The organism is Paenibacillus sp. 7541 (assembly GCF_002276395.1).
Lineage (GTDB): Bacteria > Bacillota > Bacilli > Paenibacillales > Paenibacillaceae > Paenibacillus_AQ > Paenibacillus_AQ campinasensis.
In genome coordinates, this window is record NZ_NQLZ01000021.1 from 151475 (window position 1) to 168319 (window position 16845).

The 16845-nt window shown below is 51.5% G+C and carries 6 protein-coding genes; 4 read left to right on the top strand and 2 right to left on the bottom strand.

All coding sequences use genetic code 11. The annotated features are described in order from the left end of the window. Nucleotides 1-36: 36 nt before the first annotated feature. The 4 genes from CHH75_RS13520 (at nt 37) to CHH75_RS13535 (ending at nt 12925) form a co-directional block, all read left to right on the top strand. The gene (locus CHH75_RS13520; RefSeq protein ID WP_095398435.1) at nt 37-1716 is read left to right on the top strand and encodes a glycoside hydrolase family 13 protein; all 1680 of its coding nucleotides are present in this window, start codon (nt 37-39) and stop codon (nt 1714-1716) included. Between the two features lie 353 nt (nt 1717-2069). Then, nucleotides 2070-4082, top strand: coding sequence for an NAD-dependent DNA ligase LigA (gene ligA / locus CHH75_RS13525; RefSeq protein WP_095398436.1), 2013 nt, complete (start codon nt 2070-2072; stop codon nt 4080-4082). Nucleotides 4083-4405: 323 nt separating this feature from the next. Next, complete coding sequence (locus CHH75_RS13530; RefSeq protein WP_095398437.1) at nt 4406-8986, top strand: S8 family serine peptidase; 4581 nt, start codon at nt 4406-4408, stop codon at nt 8984-8986. A gap of 258 nt (nt 8987-9244) precedes the next feature. After that, nucleotides 9245-12925 (top strand): S-layer homology domain-containing protein, encoded by a 3681-nt coding sequence (locus CHH75_RS13535; protein WP_176475561.1) that lies wholly within the window; start codon nt 9245-9247, stop codon nt 12923-12925. Between the two features lie 65 nt (nt 12926-12990). Here the strand turns inward: CHH75_RS13535 and CHH75_RS25475 are convergent, their stop codons facing one another. Beyond that, on the bottom strand, nt 12991-14808 hold the full coding sequence (locus CHH75_RS25475) for a protein kinase domain-containing protein (RefSeq protein WP_095267884.1): 1818 nt from the start codon (nt 14806-14808) through the stop codon (nt 12991-12993). A 238-nt stretch (nt 14809-15046) separates the two neighbouring features. Continuing rightward, nucleotides 15047-16306 carry an MFS transporter gene (locus CHH75_RS13545; RefSeq protein ID WP_095267885.1) on the bottom strand — a complete coding sequence of 420 codons (1260 nt, stop codon included), beginning with the start codon at nt 16304-16306 and terminating at the stop codon, nt 15047-15049. Nucleotides 16307-16845 lie beyond the last annotated feature (539 nt).

Below are 16845 nucleotides of genomic sequence, written 5' to 3' on the forward strand. Positions count from 1 at the left end.
ATTGATTCTCTGAAGGAATGGGGACGGAGGTTCATGATGAGAGAGCAGAAACGACAATGGTGGAAGGAAAGTGTGGCGTACCAGATTTATCCGCGCAGCTTCCAGGATTCGAACGGAGACGGCATCGGCGACTTGCGCGGCATTACGGAACGCCTCGATTATTTGCAATACCTGGGGATCGATTTGCTATGGTTAAGTCCGGTTTACGATTCGCCGAACGACGATAACGGATACGACATCCGCGATTATCACGGCATCCTGGATGAATACGGCACGATGGAGGATATGGATGAACTGCTGGAGGAGGCGCGCAAGCGAGGCATCCGGCTGGTGATGGATTTGGTTGCCAACCATACCTCGGATGAGCATGCCTGGTTTATCGAGTCCCGTTCCTCGAAGGACAGCCCGAAACGGGACTGGTATATTTGGCGCCCGGGGAATGAGGGGGCGGAACCCACCAACTGGGAATGTGCATTTGGCGGGTCGGCCTGGGAATACGACGAGAACAGCGGGGAATATTACCTCCACTGCTTCTCGAAGAAGCAACCGGACCTGAACTGGGAGAATGAAGAAGTGCGGCAAGCGCTCTATTCCATGATCCATTGGTGGATGGACAAGGGCATTGCCGGCTTCCGGGTGGACGCGATTACGTATATTAAGAAAAATCCGGCGTTCCCGCAGCTTGCTGCTGCAGATGGCAGACGTTACGCGCCGGTGGAACAGGCCAGCCTGAATCAGGAAGGCATCCTCGACTTCCTGCGTGAATTGAAGCAGGAAGCGCTGGAGCCGCGGAGCGCAATTACGGTTGCCGAAGCGCCGGGCGTGCCGCTGGAGCAAATTCGGGACTTTGTTGACGAAACGGACGGCGTATTCACGATGCTGTTTCAGTTTAGTCATGTCGACCTCGACATCAAGCCCGGAGGCAAAGCCGAATTCACCGACTGGGATATGAAGAAGTTCAAGGAGGCATTGTCTCTGTGGCAGCGGGAATCCAACCGGCACGGCTGGATGGGATTGTTTCTGGAGAACCACGACCATGTCCGTTCGGTATCCAAATTCGGCGATGATGGACAATACCGTGATTTGTCGGCCAAAATGCTGGCGACCTATTATTTCCTGATGCGAGGGACGCCGTTTATCTATCAGGGGCAGGAGATCGGCATGACCAACTGCCCGTTTGATTCAATCGATGAATACCGCGACATCAGCAGTCTTAATCTGTATCGAGAGGAGACGGCCAAGGGCCGGCCGGCATCAGAGATATTGGACTATCTCGGCAAACGCAGCCGCGACCAGGGACGGACACCTATGCAGTGGAATGCTGATCGGGAAGCGGGCTTTACCTCCGGGACGCCGTGGATTAAGGTGAACCCTAATTACACCGAGATTAATGTGGAGAACAATATGCGGGATGAGCACTCGGTGCTCCAGTTCTACCGGAAGCTGATCGCCTTGCGGCGTCAGTATTCAGCGCTGGTGTACGGGTTCTATGAGGAGCTTTGCGAAGATTCCGCGGACATCGGCATGTACCGGCGCACCCATGAAGGAGAAACGTTTATCGTTGTCTGCAATTTTACCGCTGACCGCGTGGAGTGGGCTGGGCTGACGGAGACGCTGGCAGGCGGAGAACGGGTGTTGTCCAATTATGAGACAGAGGCGCAAGGAAGCCTGCGGCCTTATGAGGCTGCAGTGTACAGATGGGCAGCTGTAACGTAAGAACACATGATAGAGCACCCTATGGAGATATTACTACGGTGATCTATTTCCGCAGGTAGAGCAAGCGCTGCTCGGCCAGAATGGATAATGTCTGCAATCCATAGGAGCGGGGCTTGCAGGATCTTCGAATACTTCTTGGAACACCCCTGGTTGTCCCTTGTTTGAGGCGAGGGCAGCCGTTGACTTCAAAGTGCAGGATTCGATATAATATTGGCTAATCAACCGATGTTAATATGAATCTGCCCACGGGGAAACTTCCTCTCGTCCCTGGCGATGATACGCTATGGGGCGGGAGGTTTTTTGAGTTGAATCAATCGGGATACATGAGTAAATTGAAGGAGGCTTGTCCCTGCATGGACGTCAAGGGAACAATGGAGGAGCTCATTGCGGAGCTGAACAAGTATAACTATCATTACTACACACTCGACGAGCCGCTGATCAGCGACAAGGAGTATGATGCGCTGTATGATCAGCTTGTGGCACTCGAATCAGAGTCGGGGATCATCCTCCCGGACTCGCCGACGCAGCGGGTGGGCGGAGAGATTCTGAAGGGCTTCACACCGCATCGTCATCTGGCTCCGCTATGGAGTCTCGATAAAGCGCAGAATATTGATCAGCTCCGCACCTGGCATGAACGTGTGGTCCGGCTTGTCAACGACTACAACACGAAGAACCCGGACACTCCTCTACCTAGCCCGTGCTACGCGCTTGAGCTGAAGTTTGACGGACTGACGCTTAACCTGACCTATAAGGACGGCAAGCTTGTCCAGGCTTCCACCCGCGGCAACGGTACGGTGGGGGAAGGCATTCTGCCACAGGTGAAGACAATTAAATCCGTTCCGCTGACCATTCCTTATACCGGCGGGACGATCGAGGTTCAGGGCGAGGGCATTATGAACCTGTCCGTGCTGGAGGAGTACAACAAGACGGCGGCAGAGCCGCTCAAGAATGCCCGCAATGCTGCCGCAGGCGCCCTGCGCAACCTCAATCCGAAAGTGACGGCAGAGCGGAAGCTAAGCGCGTTCTTCTATAATATCGGTTATTCCGATGCCATCTCCTTTCAGGATCATCGGGAAATGATGGCGTTTCTGCAAGAGAACCGCTTCAAGGTGAATCCGTATATTTTCTACTTCGAACAGTTTGATGATGTGATGGAGCAGCTTGCGGATATTGAAAAGCGGCGCTCCGAGCTCGACTATCTGATCGATGGCGCAGTTGTTAAAGTTACCGATTTTCGCACCCGAGAGGTGCTCGGTTACACGGACAAGTTCCCGCGCTGGGCGGTCGCTTATAAATTTGAGGCAGAAGAGACGACGACGGTGCTGCAGTCCGTCACCTGGAATGTTGGCCGAACCGGGAAGATCACCCCGCTTGCCAGAGTGGAGGCTGTCGAGCTGGCCGGAGTCACCGTACAGAACTGTACCCTGAACAATATCGGCGATATCGAGCGCAAGAATCTCAAATTCGCACTCGGCACACGGGTGTTTATCCGCCGCTCCAACGATGTCATCCCTGAAATTCTCGGCAAAGTGACCGAGGAGAACGACGGGGAGGAGATTGTGTACCCGGAACAGTGCCCGGCGTGCGGATTCCCGCTGGAGCAGCGCGGCGCGCATTTGTTCTGCAACAACAAAACCGGCTGCAAGCCGCAGATTATCGCGCGGATTACGCATTTTGCCTCGCGGGATGCGATGGATATCGAGACGTTCAGCGACAAGACGGCGATCCAGCTGTATGATGAGCTCGGGGTGCGAGAGCCGGCAGATTTGTATGAGCTTTCGTTTGAGAGCCTGCTGAAGCTGGAACGGTTCGGTGAGAAAAAAGCCCAGAATTTGTTGGATGCCATTGAGAAAAGCAAGGAGCGGGATTTAGCCTCATTCCTCTTCGCGCTGGGCATTCCGAACACCGGGAAGTCTACCACCAAGATGCTGGCGGATCACTATCGTGATCTTCATCGAGTGATGGAGGCGACGGCCGAGGAACTGGTCGAGCTGCCGGACATTGGCGGCATCGTGGCCGAGAGCATCGCGGGTTACTTTGCCGATCCATTCGCCCAGGCCAGCATTGAACGCCTGCTGAGGCTTGGCGTGCAGGCGAAAGCGCCGGAAGCGCCGCAGCAAGTGACCAGCGACTCCTTCTTCAGCGGCAAGACGGTTGTGCTGACCGGTACGCTGCATCTGCTGACACGCGATGAGGCGACTTCGAGGCTGGAGGCGTTGGGAGCGAAGGTCACGGGCAGCGTCTCGAAGAAGACCGATCTGCTGATTGCCGGGGAGAAGGCGGGAAGCAAGCTGGCGAAGGCGCAGCAGCTGGGGATTGATATTATCGACAATGAAGAAGAGTTTGTGCGGCTGTTGAACGAATAGAGCGTCTTCTTCATCCCTTCAACGATAACGATGTGTAGCGATAAGTTTTTTGAATATGGAAAAGGATCCCACCCTCGACGGTGCGGGTCCTTTCTTTTTTTACATCATTCTACATAATTGATGGTTATATATATCGACATATGATGTCATTTTATGCTACACAAAGCTAAAAAACGATAAAGGATATTTTATTTTCTATCTAGAATTATTTACCTTGGGTCAGTTTTGTTGACAAAGGAGGGATGCGATTCATTGACGATATGCATGATGCATTCAGACCCGGACGATAGGTTGCAAGTCATTTATTGGGGAGGGGCGAAGCCTTGAGTAAAAAAGTGTTGTCTACATTGCTTAGCTTACTGTTATTGTTATCCTTGATCATCCCAGCAGCAGGTGCTGCACCATCAACGATTGAGCTGAAACAGGGATTAAGTGCAGAGGAAGCGCTGCAGCTTAAACGGATTCTGGATGAACGGGCTCTGCTTTCCCAGTCGCCTGTACTCGATGAAGCATTGGAGAATGTCGGGTCTGGTCCGGTTCATGTCATTGTTGAATTGTCTGAGGAGCCTGTCGCTTTGGCGAAGGGGATCTCCACGTTTTCCGGCCGGTCGTTCACCACATCGGCTGAAGCGAGAGTGGAAGCCCAGGTGCAGAAGCAGCAGGAGAGCTTTGAGCGTACTTTGAATGCAAATGATATTGAATTTGAGATTCATAATCAGTACAGCCATGCTTTTAATGGGGTGGCGCTTGAGGTGGAAGGCAGCCAGGTGGAAGAGCTGCTGGAAATTCCGGGGGTGCTTGGCGTATACCCGGATCTGGAAGTTGAGGTTGAACCGAAGAAGGGCGAGGCTAGCCCTTATATGAAGGATACCGGACCTTACATCGGAGCTCCTGAGGTGTGGGATCTGGGTTACAAAGGAAAAGGCATTAAGGTGGGGGTTATTGATACAGGCATCGATTACACCCATCCTAATTTAATAGATGCTTATAAAGGCGGATACGACTTCGTTGATAATGACGATGATCCTTATGAAGCAACGCCGCTTGACTGGGAGAATGATCCGCAGAACCGTCCGCCGGTGAATGCCAACGGAAGAACCTTCTGGACGGACCATGGCACGCATGTCGCGGGTACGATTGCGGCTCGCCCAGCCGGGGAATTCGGGGTGGTCGGCATTGCGCCGGAAGCCGAGATCTATGCTTATCGCGTGCTGGGCCCGTACGGCAGCGGATATTCCAGCTGGGTGCTGGGCGGGATTGACCGCTCGGTTGCGGATGGGATGGATGTGATCAACCTTTCGCTTGGCAACTCGCGCAATGATCCGGATTATATTACGTCCGTGGCGATGAATAATGCCGCGCTCGCGGGTGTCGTGCCGGTCGTCTCTGCCGGAAACAGCGGTCCGGCTCGCTGGACGCTGGGATCGCCGGCGGCGTCTGCGTTTGCGATTTCGGTGGGCAACTCAACGGGTCCAAGCGATCAGATTACCGCTACGACGTACTTTTTCACGGAGGATGATCCGGATTTGAATCTGCCGCAGACTGATGGAAGCAAGGCTCCGGCGGAGCTTGGTCAGTCCGGTAGTGTGGAGCCGGCGGTTCCGAATGCGGACGCTTCTCCGGAGGCATCTCCTGGAGAGGATGAAGCTGCAGGGCAGGGGGATGCCCCGGCTGAGATCGCCGCTGGATCCGACGGAAGCGCTGAAGCTCAAGCAGCAGAAGTAGCGAACGGCGACGTGGTAGAAGATAACGCGGCTGCGGGGTCTGATGAGAGCAGCGCGAACCTGCAGCAGGCTGGTGATAACGCGGAGGCAACGGATCATTCTTTAGCCGAGGCGGCAGATGAAGCTGCGCTCGAAGCTGCCGCTGCTGCAATCGCGCCTGCACCGGCGCCGGTGAGCGTAGTGTCTGCGACCTACGATATTGATTTTATGGCCTGGAATCTGGCTCATGATCCTGCTGATGTGTTACAGGGAGATTATGAATTGGTATTCGCCGGTCTTGGTTATCCTGAGGACTTTGCAGGACTGGACGCCACGGGCAAAATTGCGTTAATCCAGCGGGGGGTAATCCCGTTTGTGGACAAGATTGAAGCTGCCCGAGTGGCAGGAGCGGCGGGAGCGATCATATACAACAATGTGGATGAGTCCAATCCGGTCGCTATTCTTGGAGACAGCTTTTTCTTCATCCCTACGGCCAGAATGACCAAACAGGATGGGGAGCAGGTCAAAGCGCTGCTCGAGGCCAATCCTGGATTGAAGGTTCGATTCACTGATTTTGACCGGGTTCAGATTGAGGGCGATGACATCAACAGCTCGAGCTCTCGCGGACCGGCCAAGAAAACGCTGGATATCAAGCCGGATGTCGTTGCACCAGGAACGAGCATCCTGTCCTCGATCCCAGCCTACGGCAGAGATGATCCGCAAGCGGATTACGAACAGGCGTATGACCGTTTTACAGGAACGAGTATGGCTGCGCCGCATGTAGCGGGGCTGGCTGCGCTTCTGGTGGAGAAGAACAGAAACTGGAGTCCGTTTGATGTCAAAGTAGCGTTGATGAACAACGCGAAGGTACTGGATACAACAACGTACGACGTGATCGACCAAGGAGCGGGCCGGGTGCAGGCGCTGAAATCGATTCAGGCAGAAGCCTTGGTGAAGGTGCTCGATAAGACGTCTTACGAAGAATATGGTGTGAGAAACGAACATGATAATATTACGGGCAGCATCAGCTTTGGCAATTTCACAGGGTTGACGTCCAAGACGATCAGCAAAAAAATAAGGGTTGAACAGCTGGGGCCAGCCGGAGGCGGAGCGTACACGGTGGATGTGCGCACATTCAAACAAACGCCGGGGGTGTCCGTCACTGTCGATAAGACGTCCTTTACATTGAACGGTCAAGAGGAATTGACCGTCACGATCGAGGTTCCGGAGGGCATCTCCGGTGTGTATGAGCATCACGGATATATTACCTTGAGCAATGGTTCGCAGTCCTATTCCGTTCCGTTTGCCGCTTTCTTCAATCTGGAGATGACGGGCATTAAATACACCAAGGTATATAGCGATACCGAAGCATTTTTACCGCATTTCCAGCTGGATCAATTCCGGGAGCTGGATAAGATCAATCTGGCGTTTGAATTTTATAATCCGATGGAGATTGTCATTGTAGATCTGTACGACAGTTTAAATCCCGAATCCGGCAAGGATAAAGACGGGATTATCGGTCAAATCTTTGGTGCTCAGGGGTCGTTTGGTGCCAATACCGCCTACAGCATCGGCTGGGACGGGAAATATATCGACTACGAGACCGAGGAAGAGCGTGAAATCGAAGATGGGCTCTACTCCATTGAGATTGCAGCTTTGGGAACTAATGGCCGAGTGTTCGGTGACTATGCTTCGATACCATTCTTTGTGAAAAGAGAAGCGCCGGTTATTCAAGCGGATGCTCCTGTTAACGGAAGCCAGCCGGTGCTGACAGGAACGATTGACGACCTGTACGTCACAGCGGCACCTGCCGTGTGGGATGAATGGGCGCTGAAGCTGGATGTGAGTGAGTGGCTGGATGCCCGTTATACCATCAAACGCGGCAACCAATCGGTGAAGCAGGGAACCTTTGATGTGGAACAGGACGGTTCCTTCCGCATCGCGCTTGACGGGCTTGCGAATGGTAATTACGCTATTGAACTGTCTGTGAAGGATCGCCAAGGGTTCGAAGGCAAGGCGTCCGTCTCGGTTCAGGTGACGGGTAGACCTAGCAATCCTGGTCCGGGTAGTCCGGGTGCGCCGGGTGGCGGCGGTAGTGGCGGCAGCGGTGGCGGCGGCGGCTCCAATGCGGGCGGCGCTCCATCTCCTGCCCCGTCACCGGCTCCAGAACGGATCGGAGATGCCAGGGTGACCGAGAAGAAGAATGCTGACGAATCGGTTTCGGCTACGATTGAATTGCTAGAGAATGAAGTGACGGCACAACTGGCTGCGGAAAGTGAGGAAGTGCGGCTGGATGTTTCGAAGATTGATTTTGCGAAATACAGTGATTTTACATTTACGCTAAGTAAAGCAGCAGCGGATAGCATCAAGGAGTCCGGCAAGCCATTGGTGATTGAAGGTGCAGGATTTACGCTGACTTTGCCGGCAGATTCATTGAATGAGTTTGCGGTTTCCGGCGGAGGAATCGGGATCACGGCAGCCTATACAGGCATCGAGCGCAGCGATGACTCCAATCTGACGACGGTGACACCTGCGTTTGTGCTCAAGCATGAAGGCGAGCTGGATCAGCCGATCTTGCTCTCGCTGCATTATAATCCCGGTACGGTGAAGGACGCTCGCAAGGTCGGCATCTTCACGGTTTCGGCTGAGGGGACCTTGACGTATGCAGGGCTGCCGCACTCTTCTGCGCGAGGCATCATCAGCATCGAGATCGTTTCTCCTGGCAGCTACATCGCGGCAGAGAATAATGTGACCTTCAACGACATTTCCGGACACTGGGCGCAGCAAGAAATTGAGGTTGCAGCAGCTCATCACGTTACGAACGGCACCGGAGCTGGTCGATTCTCTCCAAGCAGTACGATCACGCGTGCCGAGTTCGCGACATTGCTTGACCGAATTTTTGCGACTGGCATCAGCTGGGAAGAACGAAGCCAGGAGCCGGGAGCCCGTGCCGCACTGACGCGTGAAGAGATGGTGGTCATGATCACAGGGGCGCTTGGCGCAGAGCTCGGCACCGGACCGCTGAATTTCCTGGATGCCGGATCAATTGCTCCGGAAGCTCAGGCGTCGGTAGCTTTTGCGGTAAACAATGGACTGATCAAAGGGATGAACGGCAACCGCTTTGCTCCGGAAGAAACCTCGACCCGGGCCCAGGTATCGGTGATTGTATACCGTCTGCTCGAGTATCTGGATAAGATCTGAAGCTTTAAAGCGAGACAACAAAGACCCTGATATCAGGGTTTTTGTTGTTTTTTTCTGGGGATGCCCCTATGAATGGGGCAGGAACGCTTCATCTCACCAAATATCCCTCTTATGAGGGATGTATCTTGGTCTGGGCAAAAGATACTATTTTACTAGGTATGCAGTCTGAATTGGGGTGATTTTGTGTACCGCAAATATGACGCAAGGAGGGAAAGAGCTATTAAACGTGTTGCAGCACAAGCATTTAAGATAATGGCCATGATTGTACCATTGCTACTGAGTACACTGGTCATACCAGTGAAGGATCAGGCATCTGCGTTTAATGTACAGGCCGAAACGATTGGTGCCGTTTATTATGATCCTAGAGGAGTATCCACGGTGCTCCACATCTACAGCGACGGGACAAGCATTAAGTCATTGTCAGACATTAGTCAAGTTCCTTCGGACGCACGCTGGGTTACGTTCATGGTGATTTACATGGAGGGAGCCGAGATTTATTACAGCCGGGACGGTGTTACAACCGAGAAGAAAAAGATTAGCAGCTGGAACGAAATACCTGCCGATGTAAAGTGGCTGACATTAAGCAATTTTGATGGGTCCTTCAGCGAGAATCAGCTTATCTCCAACCAGCAATATACGTACAGCGTTGATGGAGTCAATGTATTAAGTGGTCCTGAAGTGCCGGCCAATGCGTTATGGGCAACATTGAGCTACTATACAACGACCTGGGCTGGCGAGGGTAGGGCCTTGAATTACAGTCGCTCCCGAGAGACTTACACACTTAATGTGGACCCTATTCGGAGCGCTTCGATTCGATCTAATGGGGCGGATCCCACCTATGCCAAAGCCGGCGATGAGGTGACCCTTAGAATTACTTCTCTTCCATCGCGGCGATTGACCGGCCTAAGTATAGCTGGACAGGCTGTGACGGCCAGCTCGAACGCGGACTTAACCGAGTCTTGGGCCACTGTTACACTAGGTCCCTCAACTCCTGAAGGGATAATAGATTTCCTCGTAGAATACGAGGATGGAAGCCAAGGCAGGACCTTAACGGCAACGACTGACGGAAGCTCTGTGCTTTTTGACAATACGCCCCCTTCCGTAACACTTACGCCATCCACATCGGATTGGACGCAGGATAACGTGATCATTAACGTACAATCGCAAGATCTTGGGAGTGGAATTCAAGTCGAAAAATGGGCAGAAGGCCGGCTCGATGCAGCATACTTCCGAAGCGGGGGCAACTTGGCTTCAGGTAAAGTTATAACTGCAGATCAGAACGGGTGGTATACCTGGTATGCGAAAGATCGAGCGGGAAATGAAACGGTACAGTCCATTGAAATTGCAAATATAGATCGTATCGCGCCTTCCTTGAACCTGTCTTCTTCTCCGACGGATTGGACTTCAGTGGTTACCATATCAGCAGATGCCGTGGATCATGAGAGCGGAATCTACTTCACGCATTGGGCTCCGGGCGTCCAGCCTGTTTCGTTCTTTAAAAATCGCAGGGGAAACTTTTTTCGAGGCAGCTTTAATGTAACGAGCAATGGCGACTATACCGTTTATGCCGAAGATTATGCAGGAAATGCAGCGACAAGACAGATCGCTATTCATAATCTGGACGACATTCCGCCGGCCATTTCGTGGACACCTTCTACAATTGAACCAACCGCAAAGGATGTCGTCATTACGGTCGATGTCTCTGATCAGGAAAGCGGAGTCGATATCGTGAAGTGGGCGGCTGGACAGCAGCAGGCCTCTTATTTTGCCACAGGTGGCACGGAGGTGCAGGGTGCGAATTTCGCGGTTTCGGAGAACGGGTTATATACGATTTATGCCAGGGACAAAGCTGGGAATGAACAGTTGGAGACCGTAGAAATCACTAATATTTATAACAACGGTTCGAGTCTTCAAGTATCTCTCGACAATCCTGGCTGGACGAATATGCCCGTTCGCATTCAACTCGATATTACGGGTAACGGAAGTGGTATCGCTGTTCAAAAATGGGCTTACGGCCAGCGGGATTCCCAATATTTCGAAAATGAAGGAACTCTGTTGGCGGATACGAGTTTTACAGTTGACAGCAACGGGATGTATTCCGTTTATATCAAAGACAATGCCGGATATGAGGATGTGGCTGTTATTGAGGTTACCCGCATCGATCGAGAAGAGCCGGTCATATTGGAGCCGAATCTAACCCCAGATACATGGACAAACCAGTCTATTGAGGTAAAGGCAGATGCCACTGACAATTCAGGGATGGTATCTCGAATGAAGTGGGCGCCCGGTGTGCAGGACGATGTATACTTCCAGCAAGGCGGTGGGAAACCATTCCAAGACGTATTTCTCGTTGATATTAACGGAGATTATACGATTTATGCGGAAGACGCTGCCGGTAACGGGAGTGTGAGGGGTCTGAAGGTGAATAATATTGATGTGCAGCTGCCGATCGTGCATCTGCAGATCTCCACCGATCTGCCAACCAATGAGAACGTTACTGTGATGGCTGACGTTTACGGTACCCTCAGTCCGATAGCCGCGATGAAATGGGCGCCGGGGCAGCGGTCGATATCCTATTTTGGCACGCAGGGGACCGAATTTGACGGAGGCTTTGAGGCGGAGTTAAACGGATGGTATACCATATATGCCGAGAGCGCTGCGGGAAATAAGCAGATTGAAATGATTGAAATTCATAACATATTTAAGGATAAGCCTGTCATTCAGCTTGCAGCCTCCCCAACTGTACCGACGAAAGATAATGTAACGGTTACGGCTTCGGTTTATGCTCCGAACCCGATTGTCGATCGGAAGCTTGCGTATGGACAGCTTGATAAGGCTTATTTCAGCCACGGAGGTGACCTGTGGAGTGATCAGCTGGAGGTCCATGACAATGGCTGGATCACTTATTATGTACGGGATCATGCTGGCAATGAAGCGTTGAAGCAGCTGGAAATTACGAATATTGACCGTGAGAAGCCTGTAATTACACTGCTTGGTGATGCCAGCATTACGATAGTTCAACATACTGACTTTGTTGATCCTGGAGCGGTTGCAAGTGACAATATGGATGGTGACGTCACGGATCGTATCCAGGTTACAGGTCAAGTGGATTCATCGAAACCGGGACAATATATACTTCAATATTCAGTAACTGATCGCGCAGGGAATGAGGCCGAGGAAGTAATTCGAACCGTTACTGTTACGCCTCTGCCTGATAAAGGAGATTCGGAATGGCCTAATCCTTGGCCGGGAAGCGGAGGCACCTGGTCGGGTCCGCCTGCTGCTGATAAGGGAGAGGGGGATGGAGGGACTAAAGTGCCGATTCCTGGAAAGGGAACGGAAGAAACGCCTCCTGAACCAACGGTCCCTGACGCAGGTAAAGAACCTATGGCCTTGCATGATATTTCTGGACACTGGGCAGAAGTGGCAATACGAGCACTATATGATCGGGAGCTGGTGAAGGGATATCCTGATGGGACTTACAAGCCTGACATTCCGGTTACCCGGGCGGAATTTGTTACACTGCTCGTGCGCAGCCTTCAATTGGACGGAGAAGGTAAGGCTCCTTTTACCGATTCAGCCGATCATTGGGCTAGCAGCGCCATCAATGCTGCAGTTGAACACGGAATTGTTGAAGGATACAGCAGCCGGGCCTTCGGCCCCAATGATCCAATCACCCGGGAGCAGATGGCTGTCATGCTGTCTAGGTCCGGCCAGCAAGCGGGCATTCTTTCCCGTGATTCCGATCCAGGAGAGCTATCCTTTAAGGATCAGAGCTCCATTTCAGCTTGGGCACGTGAACATGTATCTGCCCTCATTGATAGTCGGATGATGAACGGTTATCCTAATGATCGCTTCCTGCCTCAGGGGTATGCAACACGAGCCGAGGTGGCCGCAGTTATATACCGCTTTATCCTAACTCAAGAGCACCGCAAGTAAAATGAAAAAAGCTTACTTAAGGATTATGCCTTAATGTAAGCTTTTTAATTTTCCGAAAGGGGGCTTCAATAGTATGTTGAATTATCCTCCTGAAGCAGACCGAGCGTATTGGCCACCGCCACAGCTTTTCCTCTTCGGTCAACGTTCAGCTTTTCGAGGATTTTCTTAACATGGGTCTTGACCGTCTCTTGACTGAGGGTGAGGTTTGCTGCAATCTCTTTATTGGATAGACCTTTCGAGACCAGACGAAGCACTTCCTTCTCCCTTGCCGTTAAATCGTAGGTATGTCCTGCCCCCTGCGGGCTTGCAGATTGGAGGCGGGGCCCGGAAGGAGACGGGCTGGAATGAAGGCTGGCTTTGATGGCGAATAATGCCTGGGAGGCAATGTTTCTCAAGACGGGAAATCGCTCGGGTACGAACGCTTTTGCGGTCATCTCGTTTTCTAAATATAATACGCCCAGAAGCTGCTCCTGAGTTATTACGGGAAGATAAAGTACAGATCCCTTTGGTGTGCGAGATGGAACATTTGCCTTAGATTCGATAAAGCCCTCTCCCTGTGCCGCGGCGGGTCCATACACAACCCCCTTCGTTTCTGCCGATTGATAAAGCAAATGTCGGTTAATCCGATGGGCGGACTCAAGTGGTTTATTCCTGAATGCGGTCTTCATCTGTCTGCCATCAAATTCTGCTTCAGTCACCACATGCCAGGTTCCGTCCTGCTGCATCAGCATGAATCCGCAATGAGCGCCGGCATTCATGACTAACAGCTGCATAAAGCTTTCAGCTACCCGCTTCATCTCCGTTTCCATAGTGAAAATATGTGAGGCCTGAACCACAGCGGCTAACTCCAGCACTTGCGGATAATTGGCTATATGTCCGGATAGGGGCATGGAACCTGCTCCGCCTAAGGCCTGGTCGGTTTTCTGCATTGTTTTGAGAGCGAATGCTTGTTGCGGCGGTTGAACCAGAATCGATTCGGAGGAGACTTGGTTCGTGGCATCGTCTTTGTATAGCGATGTAGTTATCTTGTTCTCAACAGCTAACTGATTTTGTTTAATTGATTCCATAATGTCTTTCATACTTGAATAACGGTCATCCGGGTCTTTTTCCAGCATCTTCATGATGAGCTCGGCTATCCATAGAGGGATGTTTACATCATGGAAGGGCTCAGGTTTCAAGGTTAGATGGGCGTGAGCCCATTGCAAAGCGTCTTGGGCAGCAAAAGGAAGCCTCTGACATAACAGTTCGTAGAACGTCATACCAAGTGAGTAGATATCGGCCCTTGCATCCAACTGATGAGCCATTCTTCCGGTTTGCTCCGGAGACATATAGACAGGGTTGCCTTCCAGGCTCCCATAACCGTTCGGCTCCAATTGCTCCTGGCGTGCGGCGTATCCGAAGCCCGTCAAATACACGTCCTGTGAGCTTTCCTGGATCAGGAGAGTATCGGGCCTGATATTAAGATGAAGAATACCGTGTGAATGGAGTTCATGCAGACGGTAGGCGGCCCGATCTAGCATCTGTATTAACTTTAGAGGAGATGCGCCGTGCCTTCGTACATACTCCCTGGCAGTAATAGCATGGATAGGGTGAAACTCTAGCACCATCATCGTTTTGAGCAAAGTATAGGATACGGGTCTCAGCAGCCCATCCATATTCAGATCTTTGAGAAAATGATATTCATGAATAAGCTTCGCGTTTTCGATTGTTGTTCGTACGCCCTCTTTAACGACTTTTAGGAGCATGGTTTTTCCGGTTCGTTCTGAACGGGCATACACTACCAGTAGATGTGAATCCTGGTAGACGATACTTGTGATCGTATATCCTGGGATTTCCAACATTTCGCTAGTTCCTTTTTCTCGGCCTGTAGTATGCAACTTCATCTATTGCCTCCTACTGTGGCTCGTTTTTATCAGTATACCATGCCTGTTGAGCAAGAGAGTGAAAGAATATAGGTTAACTCATGGCAGAAATCTATGTTTGGATTGGTGGTTATCAGGAAATATGAAAAAACACCCAAACACCCGCATTGGTGTGCGGATGCTGAGTGTTTTGGTGGATAGTATCTCAAGCTTAATTAAGGGTCATCAATTTATTCTTAGCCTTATCTTAGACATATAGTTACTCGCTTGCCCATTCATCCAGCTTGCTGTCTGTTGGCAGCAGCCAGGCAAGGAAGCCGAGGAGCGGAAGGAATCCGACGGCAATCATCACGTGATCAATGCCCCATGCGTCACCGAGATTTCCGAGAACGAGTGACCCGATGCCGCCCATGCCGAAGGCAAAGCCTGTGATTAGTCCTGATACCGTCCCGATATTCCCGGGATGCAGCATCTGTGCATAGACAACGGTCACCGAGAAGCTGGACAGGAGCACGAAGCCGCTAATAACCAGCAGTACCCCGGCCCAGAACGAGGATACGAACGGGAGTATCAGTGCAATTGGAGCTGTCCCGATCATGGAGAACATGATCATGTTGCGTCTGCCGTAACGGTCGGCCAGCGGCCCGCCGAAGAAGGTGCCTATCGCGCCGGAAGCCAGGAACAGAAAGATGTAAATCTGAGCGTTTTCTAAAGAGATCCGGTATGTGTCCATCAGATAAAAAGCATAATAACTGCTAATGGCAGCCCCGTACCATGAACGAATAAATACGAGGACAACGAGAACGATGGTGGCATTTCGCACGCTTTTGCGGCGAGCAGGACTGATCGTTTTGTTGGCTGCTCTTTTCTTGAAGGTGTAGCCTGCCTTGAGCATGCCGGCATACCACGTGGCGATGTAGCTCTGAACAAGGATGCCTGCGCCCGCAACAAAAGTAAAGAACATCGCGCCTGCCTGGCCGAAAGGAACGAAAATGAATTTGGTCAGCAGCGGAGCCAGGGATTGGCCAGCATTCCCGCCCACCTGGAAGATGGATTGAGACAATCCTTTTCGCATCCCGGCAGCCATATGGGCTACCCGCATGCCTTCCGGATGGAAGGTGGCTGAACCCAGTCCGATCAGAATAACGGCTAACAGAACCAGGGCATACGTTGATGCGTAGGCAAGCAGAAATACGCCGGCAAACGTAAAGCACATGCCGATAGGCAGCAGGATCGGGGTGGGTCTGCGGTCTGCTGCGTACCCGATCACCGGTTGGATAATGGAAGAAGTGAAATTGATAGCGAATGAAATCCAGCCAATCTGGGTGAAGGTGAGCAATAAGTTATCTTTTAATATAGGAAAAATGGCAGGAATCACCGATTGGATCGAATCGTTGAACAAGTGCACAAAACTGATGGCAAGCAGTATTCGGTATACGGTTGCCTGCTGGACACCTCCCGTTGCAGGATTGGGGGGAGGAGATGAAGCTTTATCAAGCGCGACGCCTCTGTCCGCCATATATGAAACTCCCTTCTTATGTAGGTTGTTGAATATAAGAACACGGATGACCTAACCTTAAAACCTTTTCGGATTGAAATCAATGGGGAATTCAACAAAATCCCCGAAGGGATTCATTAACGGAGATTCAGCGCCCTTCGGCAAGAAAAGATATTTTGGCAAAGGTCTTGCTATTTTTTTGTCTCCATGCTATATTACTAACTGTCGCTTTTTTCATATGCTTTATTGCTAGTTTGGATGGCATTGAAAAAAAGATGTTGACATTAGGTTGGTATCTTGATATGATATAAACCTGCGCTGCTGACGAGAGATCGTCACGGTCGCGAAATCAAGTTCTTTGAAAACTGAACAAATGGAACACGTCAATTGATAAAGTAACGTTTAAATACGTTAGCTTCTAAATGAGCTTAATCGCTCTTGACAATACTCGACAGATTGGATTCGCTCAGCCGAGTGGAACCCCGATCTGACGAGATCGATCATCCTCTGGGTGGTCGTTGATGGAACACCTCATGACCTTCGGGTATGAGATTCCTTCC

Coding starts and splice junctions, on each gene's coding strand:
- CHH75_RS13520 (WP_095398435.1), top strand. CDS start 37: ATGAGAGAGCAGAAACGACAATGGTGGAAGGAAAGTGTGGCGTACCAG.
- ligA (WP_095398436.1), top strand. CDS start 2,070: ATGGACGTCAAGGGAACAATGGAGGAGCTCATTGCGGAGCTGAACAAG.
- CHH75_RS13535 (WP_176475561.1), top strand. CDS start 9,245: ATGATTGTACCATTGCTACTGAGTACACTGGTCATACCAGTGAAGGAT.
- CHH75_RS25475 (WP_095267884.1), bottom strand. CDS start 14,808: ATGAAGTTGCATACTACAGGCCGAGAAAAAGGAACTAGCGAAATGTTG.
- CHH75_RS13545 (WP_095267885.1), bottom strand. CDS start 16,306: ATGGCGGACAGAGGCGTCGCGCTTGATAAAGCTTCATCTCCTCCCCCC.